Annotated in this window: 16 protein-coding genes; 14 read left to right on the forward strand and 2 right to left on the reverse strand. The window is 57.9% G+C overall.

Annotated features, from left to right (window positions below; genetic code table 11):
- Positions 1–27: 27 nt before the first annotated feature.
- Genes benC through ACSQ16_RS05475 form a run of 7 tightly spaced genes read left to right on the forward strand, consistent with a single transcriptional unit; the run spans position 28 to position 6,402 of the window.
- On the forward strand, positions 28–1,050 hold the full coding sequence (benC, locus tag ACSQ16_RS05445) for a benzoate 1,2-dioxygenase electron transfer component BenC (protein ID WP_260013271.1): 1,023 nt from the start codon (positions 28–30) through the stop codon (positions 1,048–1,050).
- Positions 1,047–1,826, forward strand: coding sequence for a benzoate diol dehydrogenase BenD (gene benD, locus ACSQ16_RS05450; RefSeq protein ID WP_260013270.1), 780 nt, complete (start codon positions 1,047–1,049; stop codon positions 1,824–1,826). The genes benC and benD overlap by 4 nt, the downstream gene beginning before the upstream one ends.
- Before the next feature lie 40 nt (positions 1,827–1,866).
- The gene (locus tag ACSQ16_RS05455; protein ID WP_260013269.1) at positions 1,867–3,039 is read left to right on the forward strand and encodes an ABC transporter substrate-binding protein; all 1,173 of its coding nucleotides are present in this window, start codon (positions 1,867–1,869) and stop codon (positions 3,037–3,039) included.
- A 57-nt stretch (positions 3,040–3,096) separates the two neighbouring features.
- On the forward strand, positions 3,097–3,966 hold the full coding sequence (locus ACSQ16_RS05460) for a branched-chain amino acid ABC transporter permease (RefSeq protein ID WP_435988618.1): 870 nt from the start codon (positions 3,097–3,099) through the stop codon (positions 3,964–3,966).
- Between the two features lie 4 nt (positions 3,967–3,970).
- Entirely contained in the window at positions 3,971–4,975 is a 1,005-nt protein-coding gene (locus ACSQ16_RS05465; RefSeq protein WP_435988619.1) for a branched-chain amino acid ABC transporter permease, read from the forward strand.
- Positions 4,968–5,711, forward strand: coding sequence for an ABC transporter ATP-binding protein (locus ACSQ16_RS05470; protein WP_435988620.1), 744 nt, complete (start codon positions 4,968–4,970; stop codon positions 5,709–5,711). The genes ACSQ16_RS05465 and ACSQ16_RS05470 overlap by 8 nt, the downstream gene beginning before the upstream one ends.
- On the forward strand, positions 5,704–6,402 hold the full coding sequence (locus ACSQ16_RS05475) for an ABC transporter ATP-binding protein (RefSeq protein WP_435988621.1): 699 nt from the start codon (positions 5,704–5,706) through the stop codon (positions 6,400–6,402). Before ACSQ16_RS05470 ends, ACSQ16_RS05475 begins: the two co-directional genes overlap by 8 nt.
- 43 nt (positions 6,403–6,445) lie before the next feature.
- Here the strand turns inward: ACSQ16_RS05475 and ACSQ16_RS05480 are convergent, their stop codons facing one another.
- Positions 6,446–7,345: a LysR family transcriptional regulator gene (locus ACSQ16_RS05480; protein WP_435988622.1), complete on the reverse strand. Its 900-nt coding sequence runs from the start codon at positions 7,343–7,345 to the stop codon at positions 6,446–6,448.
- A 96-nt stretch (positions 7,346–7,441) separates the two neighbouring features.
- Entirely contained in the window at positions 7,442–8,317 is an 876-nt protein-coding gene (locus ACSQ16_RS05485; RefSeq protein ID WP_435988623.1) for a dioxygenase, read from the reverse strand.
- Between the two features lie 238 nt (positions 8,318–8,555).
- On the opposite strand from ACSQ16_RS05485, the gene ACSQ16_RS05490 reads away from it, so the two are divergent.
- From ACSQ16_RS05490 to ACSQ16_RS05520, 7 genes are all read left to right on the forward strand, one after another.
- Complete coding sequence (locus ACSQ16_RS05490; RefSeq protein WP_435988624.1) at positions 8,556–8,936, forward strand: hypothetical protein; 381 nt, start codon at positions 8,556–8,558, stop codon at positions 8,934–8,936.
- Positions 8,933–9,790: an alpha/beta fold hydrolase gene (locus ACSQ16_RS05495; protein ID WP_435988625.1), complete on the forward strand. Its 858-nt coding sequence runs from the start codon at positions 8,933–8,935 to the stop codon at positions 9,788–9,790. The genes ACSQ16_RS05490 and ACSQ16_RS05495 overlap by 4 nt, the downstream gene beginning before the upstream one ends.
- An 80-nt stretch (positions 9,791–9,870) precedes the next feature.
- A protein-coding gene (locus ACSQ16_RS05500) for an IS5 family transposase (protein WP_435988626.1) occupies positions 9,871–10,637 on the forward strand; the annotation gives its coding sequence in 2 pieces (ribosomal slippage) (positions 9,871–10,219 and positions 10,219–10,637; 768 coding nt in all).
- Positions 10,638–10,721: 84 nt separating this feature from the next.
- Positions 10,722–12,236 (forward strand): sensor histidine kinase, encoded by a 1,515-nt coding sequence (locus ACSQ16_RS05505; protein ID WP_435988627.1) that lies wholly within the window; start codon positions 10,722–10,724, stop codon positions 12,234–12,236.
- Entirely contained in the window at positions 12,233–12,841 is a 609-nt protein-coding gene (locus tag ACSQ16_RS05510; RefSeq protein ID WP_435988628.1) for a response regulator transcription factor, read from the forward strand. The genes ACSQ16_RS05505 and ACSQ16_RS05510 overlap by 4 nt, the downstream gene beginning before the upstream one ends.
- A 91-nt stretch (positions 12,842–12,932) precedes the next feature.
- The gene (locus ACSQ16_RS05515; protein WP_435988629.1) at positions 12,933–13,415 is read left to right on the forward strand and encodes a GlcG/HbpS family heme-binding protein; all 483 of its coding nucleotides are present in this window, start codon (positions 12,933–12,935) and stop codon (positions 13,413–13,415) included.
- A 57-nt stretch (positions 13,416–13,472) separates the two neighbouring features.
- Positions 13,473–14,138, forward strand: a complete 666-nt coding sequence (locus ACSQ16_RS05520) for an ankyrin repeat domain-containing protein (protein ID WP_435988630.1) — start codon at positions 13,473–13,475, stop codon at positions 14,136–14,138.
- Positions 14,139–14,329 lie beyond the last annotated feature (191 nt).

Consider the following 14,329-nt stretch of genomic DNA (forward strand, 5'->3'; position numbering starts at 1 on the left):
GCTGCGTGGCCAAGGGAGGAGCATGCCATGACGAGCTACAATGTCGCCCTGAACTTCGAGGATGGTGTCACCCGCGTCATCCAATGCGATGACGATGAGAAGGTAACGGATGCGGCCTTCCGGCAGAAAATCAACCTGCCGATGGATTGTCGCGATGGTGTTTGCGGCACCTGCAAATGCTTTGCCGAAAAAGGCACCTACGAGCTTGAGTTCTACATGGACGAGTCCATGAGCGACGAGGAAGCCGAAGCGGGCTATGTGCTGACTTGTCAGATGATACCCGAAAGCGACTGTGTGTTGCGCGTGCCGACATCATCCGCTGCCTGCAAAACTGCGCCGGAAGCCATCGAAGGCGAGGTGCTGGCCGTCGAAACCCTTTCTGAGACATCCTTCAGCCTGAAGCTGAAACTGGCCAAACCCATGGGTTTCCTGCCCGGGCAATATGTCAATGTGACCGTCCCGGGAACCGGACAGCACCGCTCCTATTCCTTCTCTTCCGCGCAGGGCGGTGATGAGGCGACCTTCCTGATTCGCAATCTGCCCGGTGGGGTTATGAGCAGCTATCTGAGCGAGCGGGCCAAACCGGGCGACCAGGTGACGCTCACTGGTCCGATGGGGGCGTTTTACCTGCGCCCCATCGAACGCAACCAGCTTTGGCTGGCAGGTGGCACCGGCCTCGCACCTTTCCTGTCGATGCTGGAGCAATTGGCCGAGCAGGGGACCGACCAGCCCATCAAACTCTTTTACGCGGTGACCCGTGCGGCCGATCTGGTCGAATTGGACCGGGTCAACGCGCTGGCCGAGAAGATTGGCAATGTCACCGTCGTGACCGTCCTCGCAGCAGAGGACGAGGCGCACGACCGCAAGGGGTTTGTGACCGATCACCTTTCGGCAGAAGACCTTTGCGGGGGGGATTGCGATGTCTACCTTTGCGGCCCGCCGCCCATGGTGGATGCGGTGCGGTCTCACTTCGACACATTGGGCGTGGCACCGGTGAGCTTTCATTATGAAAAGTTCAACCCGACAGAAACCTCGGCAGAAGCCGCATGAGCGCGCGTTTCGAAGGCAAGGTTATGGTGGCCACGGGTGCGGCGCAGGGCATCGGTCGATCGGTGGCAGAGCGCGCGGCGAAAGAGGGCGCACGGGTTCTGATCGTCGACCGATCTCCCGCCCGCAACGAGGTGGTCAAAGCGATCCGCAGCGCCGGGGGGGAGGCCCAAGCGATCAGCGTCAACCTCGAAACATGGACCGGCTGCGCAAAGGCCATGCAAAAGGCCGTCGATCTCTGGGGCCAGATTGACATCCTGATCAACAACGTGGGCGGCACCATCTGGGCCAAACCCTATGAGCATTATGAGCCAAAGCAGATCGAGGCAGAGGTACGTCGCTCGCTTTTCCCGACACTGTTTTGTTGTCGTGCTGCGATCGACCATATGTTGCAACGCGAAAGTGGCGTGATCGTCAACGTATCTTCCATCGCCACACGGGGGCTCAACCGCGTGCCCTACGGCGCGGCCAAAGGGGGGGTGAACGCGATCACCGCGAACCTTGCCTGGGAGATGGCCGAGCGGGGCATTCGCGTGGTGGCGACAGCGCCCGGTGGCACCGAAGCGCCCGCGCGCGTGGTGCCGCGCAATCCGAATGCCGAAGAAGAACAACGCGAGGACTGGTATCAGACCATCGTCGACCAGACGATCCAGTCCTCCTTCATGAAACGTTACGGAACACTCGACGAACAGGCAGGTCCGATCCTGTTTCTGGCGTCGGATGACGCGTCCTACATCACCGGCGTCACGGTGCCGGTGGGTGGGGGCGATCTTGGTTAGACCCTGAGGGGGGGTCTTAGTTCAACTGGAGGAGAACATAATGAAACGTACTATTCTGGCGGCCCTTGGGCTCGCCACCGGTCTGGCTGTGCCTGCCGCTGCGGAAGACTTCAAGGTCGGTATGCTGCTGCCTTTCTCAGGGGTTTACGCCTCGCTTGGCAATGAGATCGAAGCAGGCTTCAACCTTGGCATCGAAAAGTTCGGCTCGGAAACCGATGCAACATTCGAGATTGTCAGCGAGGATACCGAGGTGAAACCCCCGGTCGCCCTGGGCAAAGCGAAAAAGCTGATCCTTCAGGATAAGGTTGATGTCATGGTGGGCATCGTCAGTTCCGGCGTTCTGGGTGCTGTGCGTGATATGGTACATGGTGCCGGCGTTCCCCTGATCGTCGCCAACGCCGGCAACGACGAGGCCACCGGGGTCAGTTGTTCGCCCTATATCACGCGCATGTCGTTCTCCAACGGGCAGGTGAACCGCCCGATGGGCAAATGGATGTATGAGCAGGGGATCCGCAAGGTCTATACCCTCGCGCCTGATTATGCCGCCGGACGGCAGATGATTGGCGGCTTTACCGAGACATTCACCGCAGCGGGCGGAGAGATCGTCGGGCAGGAATACACGCCGTTCCAGAAAACGCAGGATTTCGGACCCTATCTGGCCCAAGCCAAATCCAGTGGCGCTGATGCGGTGTTCGTCTTTTATGCGGGTGGTGAGGCGATCTCCTTCGTGAAACAGTACGATAGCTTTGGCCTGAAGGCCGATCTGCCGCTCTACGGTTCCGGCTTTCTGACGTCTCCGCTTTACGTGAATGCCGAAGGTCCCGCCGCCGAAGGGGTGATCACCGCTCTCCATTATGCGCCGACGATCGATAGCCCTGAGAATGCTGCCTTTGTATCGGCCTTCAAGGAGAAGACGGGCCGTGCGCCTTCCGAGTTTGCAGTGCATGGCTATGACGCGGCCCGCGCGCTGATCGAGGCGACAAAAGCAGGTGCGACGGATCGCGAAACCCTCGCCAACGCCTTGCGCAAGGTCAAGTTTGATGGCCCGCGCGGGACGCTTTCGATTGATCCTGCGACCAACAATATCGTCCAGCCGATCTACGTCTACGAGACGGTCGCGGGCGATGGCGGACAGACACAGAAAGTCTTGGCGAAGCTTCCTGCGGAAGCGGACCCCGCCAACGGCTGTGAGATGGCTCCGGTTTCAAACTGATGCCAGTAGCCCGGCCGCGTATCTGCGGCCGGGTCTTTCCAACAAGGAGGGCCTTCCATGTCACATGACCTTGGCTTTTGGATACTTCAAGCGCTGAACGCGCTGCAGCTTTCCATGCTATTGTTTCTTCTTTCTATCGGCCTGACCGTGATCTTTGGGTTGATGCATTTCGTGAACCTCGCGCATGGGGCGCTCTACGCGCTCGGCGCCTATTTCGCGGCCTCCCTCGCGGCGGTTGGCGGCTATTGGCTGGGTTTCTTTCTGGCGCCGGTCGCTGTCGCCGGTGTCGGCATGTTGCTCTACTCAGGCCTGATCAAGCGCATGCGGAAATCTGGTCCGATGGCGCAGGTGCTTGTCACCTTCGGATTGATCTTCGCGCTGCTCGATCTCACCCGCATCTTTTGGGGCGATCTGGCGCTTGGCATTGCAGTGCCTGATGTCTTTCAAGGGCGAACGGCGTTTCTTGGGGTGGAATACCCGACTTACCGGTTGTTCATCATCGCCCTTGGTCTGGCCGTCCTCGCCGCTTTGGGCTTTGTCCTTCGGCGCACGCAAATCGGCGCAATGATCCGAGCGGGCGTCGACAATGATGTTATGGCCGCCTGCCTGGGCATTAACGTCGAGCGGCTGTTCTTTATCGTTTTCTGCGTGGGCTGCGCGCTTGCAGGTCTGGCCGGTGCGGTGGCCGCGCCCTTGCTGAGCGTGACGCCTGACATGGGGCTGCAAATCCTGATCCCGACGCTGATCGTGATTGTGATCGGTGGGCTTGGATCGCTTAAAGGCGCCATTGCCGGGTCGCTGATCTATGGCTGCGTTCAGACTTTTGGCGCTGTGCTTGCCCCACAACTGGCCTCCGTTCTCATCTATGCGCTCTTGGCTGCGGTCCTTGTGATCAAGCCAGTGGGCCTCTTTCCGGCGAAAGGATAAGCTGATGTTCAGCCACAATACACTTCGCTACGCTTTCTTGGTGATGCTCTCTGGTGGGGCACTGTTTCAGGCCTTTGCGGCCGAGTATTTCGGCCTCGAAATCCTGACCGAGATCCTGATCCTTGCTATGCTGGTTTTGGCGCTCGACATTGTCGCGGGCTTTGGCGGTATGGTCTCACTCTGCCACGGCGCGCTGATGGGAGTGGGGGCCTACGCCTTCGCGCTCTTGTCTACCCAGTTCGGCGCAACGCCTCTGATGGCCATGGGTGCCGCGATCGCTATTACCGGCGCAGCGGCTTGGGTGATTGGTGCGGTCTGTTCGCGCAGCCACGGGATTTACTTCATCATGGCCACGCTGGCTTTCGGTCAGATGGCTTACTCCTATATTTTCGAAGCACCGCTCTTCGGAGGCGATGATGGGCTGGGGGGCATCTCGCGTCTTGACCTCACCTTGATTGGCGTAGACCTCAACGACAGCCGCAGCTTTGCTTTGTTCTGTCTGGTGGCGCTCGCAGGGGTCTACCTGATGTCGGTTCTGATCCTGCGATCGGGTCTTGGCCGTTCGCTGACGGGCGTCATGCACAACGAACAACGCATGCGGGCGCTTGGGCTGACAGTCTGGCGGGTAAAGGCGGATGTCTTCGGGCTTTCGGGCATGATCGCTGGCCTCGCCGGGGCGCTGACGGCCCAGCATATTATGTATATCTCTCCTGGCCTGCTGGGCTGGACCGTTTCGGGCGAGGCACTTGTCGTGGTCATCCTTGGCGGATTGGGCACACTGGTAGGCCCGCTTGTCGGCGCCGTCGTCTTTGTCCTGCTCAAGCATGAGCTGAGCGCTGTGACGACCTATTGGCACCTTGTGGTGGGGGTTGTCCTGATTGCCGTAGTGATGAGCCGGGCAAACGGAATCTACGGCTTTATCGAAGGCCGTTGGAGTGTCTGGAAAAGCCGCCGAGGCACCAATCGGCCCGCCACCCGCGCTGCACGGGAGGTTGTTACCGATGCTTGAGACACGTAATCTGGAAAAGAGTTTCGGCGCGGTCCATGTGACCCGAGATATTTCCCTGAAGCTGGAGCGCGGCGAACGGCGGGTCATCCTTGGGCCTAATGGCGCAGGCAAAACGACGCTATTCAATCAATTGGTCGGTGAACTGACCCCGAGTAGCGGAAGCATTCATTTGGCAGGCGAGGATGTAACGACCTTGCCGGTTGCGAAGCGGGTACGTCGCGGTCTGTCACGCAGCTACCAAAAGAACACACTCTTCGATGGGCTGACCGTGAGGGAAAATCTCGGGCTAGCAGCGGCGGTTCATACGGGCCATGCGACGCGCCTGTGGTCAGACAGCCTGTCGAAACCCGAAGTCCGTGAGATCGTTGCGGAAGTCGCCGAACAGGTTATGTTGCTGCCCTATCTCGACGCCAAAGTCTCGGAAATCAGCTATGGGGTCCGAAGGCAGCTGGAAGTCGGCGTGGCGCTCGCTACGCGGCCGCTAGTGCTGCTGATGGATGAACCCACCAGTGGCGTGGGCCCAGAAATGGCCAAGGGGTTTCACGACCTGCTGAACAATCTGCCCCGTGATCTGACCATGCTGATTATCGAGCATGATATGGATCTGGCCTTTGATGTCGCGGATACCATCACCGTTCTGAATTACGGCGAAGTGGTCTTTGACGGATTGCCGGAGGCGGCCCGGGGGTCGAACTTGTTGAAAGAGATTTATCTGGGGAGTTGGGAAGATGCTTGAACTTAATGCCATCGAATCCGGCTATGGTGAGACCCAAGTTCTTTATGGTCTTTCTCTGAAGGCGCAGAAGGGCAGTGTATTGGCCGTGCTGGGACGCAATGGGGCGGGAAAGTCCACGACACTTAAAACGATCATGGGGTTACTGCCGCTGAAGTCTGGAGACATCGTTTTCAACGGCGCGCCGATCGCCGCGCAGCCCTTTAATATTGCCAAAGCCGGGATCGCCTATGTCCCAGAAACGCGCGATATCTTTCCGTCCCTGTCAGTGCGGGAAAACCTTGAGCTTGCCGCCAAACGGTTCGGTGGGCCAAAGGCCGAATGGACAATGGAACGTGTGTTGGAGGTCTTTCCCCGGCTTGCAGAACGCATGGACAACGGCGGGGCCCAGTTGTCGGGGGGCGAGCAACAGATGCTGGCCATTGCCCGCGGTCTGCTCATGAACCCGGAATTGCTGATACTCGATGAGCCGACAGAAGGCTTGGCCCCCATCATCGTCAAGCTGCTGCATGACAAGCTGCAGGAACTGCGAGACGGCGGTATGTCGATGGTTATCGTAGAACAAAACTTCGGGTTTGCCACATCACTCGCGGACGACGTCGTGGTCGTTGGCAAGGGACAGGTTGTTTGGTCTGGGACCGCAGCGGAGATCAGGGCGAACGGAGAGGTTCAACACACTTGGCTTGGCGTGTGATACACACGGCAGGCCGAGGCTTACGAGAGGGACAGTCTTCAGTCTACCTCTTTAGGGGGCTGCTTCGGGAGACTTTCTGGGCGACATTCACGAAGTTTTTGACGTGGACTCCCTGATCATCAAGGCGGTAACTCACCGATAACTCGGTGCGCGCAATTTCGGGTTCAATATTGAGAAATTTCATGCCTTTGCGCGGCGCGCTCGAGACAGACTCCGGAACAATGCAAACCCCTTCGCCCACCGCCACGAGGCTTAGGGCAGTTTGAAGGTCCATACACCATAGCCTTAAGGGCGCTTCAAACCCCGCCTCCTTGACCGCGTTGAGGACCATATCGGCATAGCTAGGGCGTGGCCGCTCCGGGTACAAAATCAGATTGTGGGTCATCAATCTTTCAAGCCGTGCTACCGTGCGCCCTCCAGTATCAACGACATCAGGAAGCGCGAGGATCAGTTTTTCTTCGGCAAGATGCTTAGAGAGAAACTCAGGGTCCTTCAGGGTAGGGCGGGCAAACACCGCGTCCAACTCGCGCGACACCAAAGCACGATGCAGGTCCGCGTTGTTCATCGGAATGAGGCTGAGGTTAACCTCGGGGTAATTGGCGCGGTAAGATCGGATGATATTGGGCAAAATCCCAAAGGTCGCCGACCCTACGAAGCCAATCCGCAGCCTGCCTTCCGCCCCTTGGCCGAGGCGGCGCAATTCCAGCCGCGTATCATCCAACTGAGCGATGATCGACTTTCCGCGATGAAGCAGCCGCTCACCGGCCTGTGTCAGGCTGATGGAGCTTCGACCCCGATTGAACAGCACCGCGCCGAGGTCTTCTTCTAATTGCTTGATCTGGCGGCTCAGAGGCGGCTGCGCCATGTCGAGACGTTCCGCGGCGCGGCCAAAGTGAAGCTCTTCCGCCACGGCGATAAAGTAGCTGAGCTGCTTGAAATTCATTGTGACGCTCCCCCCGAAAGCTGATGTTATGTGATCCCCACTCACAAAAAAAGGCCCCCGCAGGACGGGGGCCAGTTCACAGGGAGGTGTGAGAAATTACTCGGCGGCCACGGCCTGCGAAACCGCGCCTTCTTTGAGGACGAAATCGAACTCGAAATGCAGGTCCGTACCTAGGTCTTGGCTGGCCCGGTTGAACTTGCCGATCAGGCTTTCCTTCACGGCAAAGACACTGTCATCGTCAAGCCACGCGCTATCGGCATCATAGATTTGGCTAATCAGAGGGCGATAGCCGTTTTTGGAAATCATGAAATGCATATGGCCGGGGCGGTTCGGGTGATGCCCCATGAAGCGCAGTAACTCGCCAGCGGTTTCATCATCGGGAATGGGGTAGGGGACCGGACGTACGGCGATAAATGCGTAATGGCCGTTTTCATCCGTCTCAAAGCGGCCTCGCAGGTTGTATTCCGGTTGATCAGGATCGAGGTTTTCATAGATACCATTGGGCGCGTCCTCCCAAACGTCGAGCGTCACGCCGGCAATGCCATTGCCATTCTCGTCTTTGATGTGACCTTCGAAAAAGACAGTCTCTTCATTTTCGAAGTGCTTTTGAATGATCGACGCGCCCTTGGGCAGCACTGGCGGATTTTCCCGATAGAACGGCCCCAGCACGGTGGATTCACTCTCTTTGCCTTCGACCGGGTTCGTCATCATATCGACAAGGACTTCGAGACCCAAGATATCGCCCAACAGAATGAACTCTTGCCGGTTGTCATCGCACAGCTTGCCGGCGCGTGCGAAGTAGTCGCAGGCGGCGAGGAACTCATGGTGTTGGAGTTTTACATCCTTAATGAAGCCATGCAGGTGCTTGATCATTGATGTCGCGATCTCGCGCTCGCGGCTGCTGATATCCCCGTGTTTACCGAGGCTCTCTGTCACGACGGCGGTGATATTGTCTTGGTTAACGATGCCCATGGTTTCCTCCTCCTGGCAGTCTGGGAGCGAGCTGCGTCTGCACTCCCGTTGAACTGACCATCCGCGATCGGGGTCCTTTGCCCAATGCCTGTCTTGGTATTGAGTGATACCGCGCCGCAGGCCGAGCGTCCCTCGGCATGCTGCGCTGGTTTCAGAGTATCACCCCATACCCCTGTTGGCATGGCGCGCGGATGGGGGATCGTGGCACCAAGCTTGCATCCATGTATGGGAGGCTCAGGTGATCGAGAATTTTAAGCGTATTCAAGCCACACTCGCAAAGTCGCCGCATCTTTTGCGGCTCGGGCGGCTCTTTTCTGAGACGGTCCTTATCGAAGTGGATGGCGACGAATATTACCTGTCCTTCGAAAAGGGGCATATCACCCAGATCGAACAGGGGCCGAGCCGCAAAACACCTTGGCGTTTCGCGCTTCGCACCGACGCTGAGGCCTTGGGCAAGTTCTGGCAGCCGCGCCCGGAACCTGGATTTCATGACATCTTTGGCTTGGTGAAGATTGGACGGGGGCGGATTGACGGGGACATCCTGTGTCTCGTGAAAAACCTTCGTTTCTTCAAGGAAGTTTTGGGCATCGCACGCGCGCAGGAGGGAGTATCCGCATGAGCATCGAACCGATTACTGGCCGCTACATCACCATCGAGGTCGAAGGCGCCGCCCGACGTATCTATTTCGAAGAAGCAGGGCAGGGCCGCCCTGTTCTCTGCCTGCACACAGCCGGTGCTGATACGCGGCAATGGCGCCATTTGCTCAACGACACCGACCTTACCGCCGCATACCGTTTGATTGCATTCGATATGCCTTGGCACGGGAAATCCTTGCCGCCGGAAGGGTTCGAGACCGAGGAATACCTGCTCACCACCGACGCATATATCGAAACCATCCTTGCAATGATCGAGGGGCTTGGGTTGGAGCGTCCTGTGCTTGCTGGCTGCTCCATGGGGGGACGTATCGCGCTGCAGCTTGCCGCTTTGCATCCGGAAAAGTTTAGTGGGTTCATTGCTATCGAAGCCTCAGATTTTCAGCCCGCGTGGTACGACATTGACTGGTTCCACCGTCCCGACGCCCATGGCGGAGAGATGGGTGCGGCGCTTGTCTCGGCCAATATCTCGCCCTACGCGCCATCGGCAGAGCGGGCAAATACGCTTTGGATGTTCATGCAAAGCGGCCCCGGTGTATTCCGCGGCGACCTTAGCTTTTACACTAAGGATGACAGTCTGATCGCACGGCTGCCACAAATTGATACAAGCCGCACGCCGGTGCATATCATCGTTGGGGCCTACGATCTCACCTGCACCCCCGAGGATGCAGCGCGTACTGCAAAGGCAATTCCGGGGGCGACCCTGTCTGTTATGGACGAACTGGGCCATTTCCCGATGAGCGAGCACCCGGAAGGGTTTCGTCCTTTCTTTGCAAAGGCCTTAGATAAGGTGGCTAGTTTAGAGGCTGTGATGGTCTAAGGCACTGCTGTGACTAGGGTCAGGATGCTTTGATTTCGCGCGCACAGCATGATTCACCGCTCGGAAAATGGAGCAGTGATATGAGCGATCTTTTCTGGCTGACCGACGCGCAGATGGCGCGTCTGGCGCCCTTCTTTCCCAAGTCACGCGGGAAGCCCCGGGTAGATGGCAAGAGGGTGCTGAGCGGGATTATCTTCATCAATCGCAATCGCAATCGCAATGGCTTGCGGTGGCGCGATGCGCCTGCTGCCTATGGTCCTCACAAGACGCTCTACAGCCGGTGGAAGCGGTGGAGCGAGAAGGGCATCTTCGCGCGGATGATGGCCGGGCCGGCGGCAGAACACGGCGAGAAGACGACCGTGATGATCGACGCGACGTATCTCAAAGCCCACCGAACTGCGACCAGTATGGCCTCCAAAAAAGGGGGCGTGGTCGCCTGATCAGTCGAACCAAGGGCGGCATGAACACCAAGCTGCACGCCATCTGCGACAGTCAGGGGCGACCGATCGACCTGTTCGTCACCGCCGGACAGGTCAGTGATTACATCGGCGCACGGGCCCTGCTGAGCGGTCTGCCAAAGGTCAAATGGCTACCCGGGGATCGCGGCTATGATGCTGACTGGTTCAGAGAAGCGTTGCAGAACAAGGGGATACGCGCCTGCATCCCAGGCCGAAAAAAGCGCAAGACGCCGGTCAAATACGAAAAGCGGAGATACAAGCGGCGCAATCGCATCGAGATTATGTTCGGAAGACTCAAGGACTGGCGCCGTGTGGCCACCCGATATGACCGATGCCCGAAGGTCTTCCTTTCGGCCATCGCCCTCGCCGCCCTCGTCATCTACTGGTAATGAATCCTGACCCTAAGCAAAGCCATTTCATATGACCGTATAAATACGGATTGGTGATTGGTGTGGCATCTGCGATGAAAACGGATGACTTTTTCAAACTCGCATACCGTCTGCCGGTACCTTGGAATATGGGTATTTGCCGTTTCACTTTCGCTATGTGCGCTAGCATTTTTTGAACGCCAGAGTTTGGTGCGCGAATTCACAACGAAAAGCTCCACGCTCCACCGACTGGCCTCGCAGCGCGCTGATCAGCATGATGCACATTTGACGTCTTTGTCAGCCATATTTTTGGCAGGTGAGGGTGCGCGCCAGGACTTACTTATAGACGTGGGTTCGACGATCATGCGGTTCTATCCGCGCATCACCTCCATAAACGTAATTCCGTTCGATACCTCAGAGCCGATAAACAAAACGCTGCATAGCCTAGCCAACGAGGACGCCGCGTTGGTCGTTCGGATGGCTCGCAACTCCTCCGGAGCGTTGCAGGTGGCGCAGATGCCTAACAGGTCTGACCACTATATGGTCGTCAAGCGCACTCCTAATACCGACGCGGCGCAGCATGGACTGGCGCTGGTCGTTGATGCGCGGGCTTTGGTCGCGTCCGATGATCAATTTTGGAAAGAGCCATCAGTGTCCCTGCGCCTTCTGATGCCGGACGGACGGGCTGCGCTGGTAGGTCAGCCTTCGCAGGAGATGCTGGGGTTTTCAAAGCCTCTTGGAAGCGCGTCGCAGCCATTCATATTGCAAACTGACCTGGCCATTCGGCTCGTAGACCTCGTGCCAATGGGAAAAGCACTGACTGCAATTCTATTGGTTTCAGCTTTGCTCTTTCTGACTGGTCTCGGGCTAAAACAGCGCGCGCGAACCAAAGAGGCCGAAAATCGGGCCAAGCTGAGCGCACAGGAGACCAGATTGGCACATGCCTCGCGCGTCAATGCGATGGGCGAGATGGCAAGCGGCATGGCACATGAACTGGCGCAGCCGTTGACGGCAATCCTCAGCCAAGCGCAGGCCGGTCGGCACTTGTTGCGCCGCGGGGATGTTGACCGTCTTGGCTCAGTGCTCGATGACACGGTCGCGCAAGCGCAGCGGGCAGCGGACATTCTTGAACGTCTGCGGCGCTGGAGCAAACCAAACCGCGCGCCTTTGAAACCTTGCGCCCTTCATGAGGCCGCTCAATCGGTACAACGCCTATTAGCACTGGAGGCGAAGAGCAGAGGGGCTACGATTGTGTTGTCGCTTCAAGAGGCCTCACATCTTGTTGATGCGAACCCAGTCGAGCTGGAGCAGATCATTTTTAACCTCGTCCGAAATGCACTTGATGCCTCTGAAGGGGCGTGGGTCACGATCCGGACCGGAGTTGATAATGGATTGGCCATTTTGGACGTCACCGACACTGGGCCTGGCGTCCCTGACCACCTCAGACCACGCATCTTCGAGCCTTTTGTCACCGGCAAACCTGAAGGGACAGGGCTTGGACTGGCTTTGTGCCAGCGCCTGGCCGAAGAAATGGGGGGTGAGATTGCGCATCTATCCGACGCGGTCGAGACCACGTTCCGCTTGTCCCTCCCGATTTCAGCCCACACGGTAGCAGCATGAGTAAAAACGTCTATTTGGTCGATGATGATGAGGCAGTGCGCAGCGCCCTAACGCTATTGCTTGAGACCGTGGGGCTGACTGTGCGCAGCTTTGCCTCTCCTGAGGCTTTCCTGAACCAAGCCGCGAACCTGTCGCAGGGATGTTTGATTTTAGATATTCGGATGCCCGCAATCTCGGGCCTAAAACTACAAGAAAAGCTGAACCAGCAGGGAATGACGTGGCCCACTGTCATCATCAGTGGTCATGGTGATATCGAAGCCTGCAGACGGGCATTTCGTAATGGTGCGATTGATTTCCTCAGCAAGCCCGTTGACGAACAGGATCTAATCGACGCAATCCAGAAGGGCCACGCAGAGCTTGAAAGGCGAGAGCAAGTCATAGCCGAACGCGCCGAAGCCGTCGCGTTGGTTCATAATCTTTCAATGCGTGAACAAGAAGTGCTTGAGATGATCGCGAAAGGTCTGACCACAAAACAGATCGCAGATGCGCTCGGCCTGTCACCGCGTACGGTTGAAAGCCACCGTGCCGCGATTGCGGTCAAAGCAGGCACATCTTCGGCAGCAGAGTTGACGCGATACTGGCTGGAAGCGCAGGCCGACCCGTAGAACTACGGATATACCTGCGAGGGCTACGAATGTTGCGATTTGTTGGGCGGGATTAGAACCGGAGTATCTGTTCAACAAAAGGAACCTTTCGATGATTCGTTCACTTACCCTCGCGGCCACACTTCTGGCCCCCGTCTCGACTTTCGCGCAAGACTTGCCAACGGCCCCCTATCTTCCGCTCAATATGGCGACACAAGCAGCCCAAGCCGCAGTCGATGCCTGTGCTGCTGAGGGCCACAACGTCAGCGTCGCGATTGTCGCCCGCAGCGGCGTGACCAAAGCGACCCTCCGCGCTGACAATGCAGGCCCGCACACCATTGGGTCGAGCACCGGCAAAGCATTTACGTCTGCCAGCATGGGCCGTGACACAGCCGGTTTGGCCGGCTTCATTGGTGCAAACCCTGAAAACGGTGGCCTGCGCGACATGGACAGCCGTTTGGTCATTCAAGCGGGCGGTCTGCCGATCAAGATTGGCGGCGCATTGGTTGGCGGCATCGGTGTCGGCGGCGCACCATCTGGTGCCATTGACGAGACATGCGCGCGTGCCGGCCTTGACGCCATTGGTGCCGAATAGAGCAAACATGACCCGCCTTTTGATGAGGCGGGTCACTGCAACTAAAAGGTGACCCCTATGCTTCGTTCTTTGATCATCGCCGCCGCACTGTCACTGAGTGCCGCAGCTTTTGCACAAACCGCTCCGTCCGCCTCTGACATTGCGTCGTACCGCGGCTTGCATCTCGCGGCCCACAAAGGGCAGGTGGCAGAAATCGAAAGCTTGATAGCAGCAGGAGAGGATCCGAACATGCGGGATCGCTCAGGACGTACGCCAGCGCATATCGCTGCTTTTGCCTCGCATGACGACGCTCTTTCGGCGCTTGCGACGGGCGGCGCAGACATGAATGCCCTCGAAAACCGCGCCTACGATGTATTGACGATCGCGGCAGTGGCGAATGACCCCGAGCTGGTGTCTCTTGCCATGGAATTGGGCAACAAGCCGGATCTCGTCACCAGCGTTTACGACGGCACCTCTTTGATCGCTGCGGCGCATCTTGGCCACCACGAGGTCGTTGCCCGCCTGATCGCTGGGGGCGCGCCGCTCGATCACGTCAATAACCTTGAATGGACAGCCCTGATTGAGGCGGTGGTTCTGGGGGATGGCGGGCGTGATCACATCAGGACCGTGGAAATTCTCGTCAAGGCAGGGGCCGATAAGTCCATCCCCGATCGCGACGGGGTCACCCCACTTCAACATGCAACGGAGCGCGGTTACGAAGAGATGGTTATGCTTCTCAAATAGCCTTTGGGTTAAAACGAGCCGTTTTATCCTTGGTCATTGCGGCTCGTTAAATCACGAACGACCTTTCAACCCATAAACCATCTCGCCTGATTTTAGGCGCACCATTACGCAGGGGATAACTCGTCAGGAAAATGTCTTCTACCGGCGGATAGAGCAACGTCATATCAGAACATATCGCCACCATTCGATCA

This window comes from Sulfitobacter sp. SH24, assembly GCF_965641895.1.
Lineage (GTDB): Bacteria > Pseudomonadota > Alphaproteobacteria > Rhodobacterales > Rhodobacteraceae > Sulfitobacter > Sulfitobacter dubius.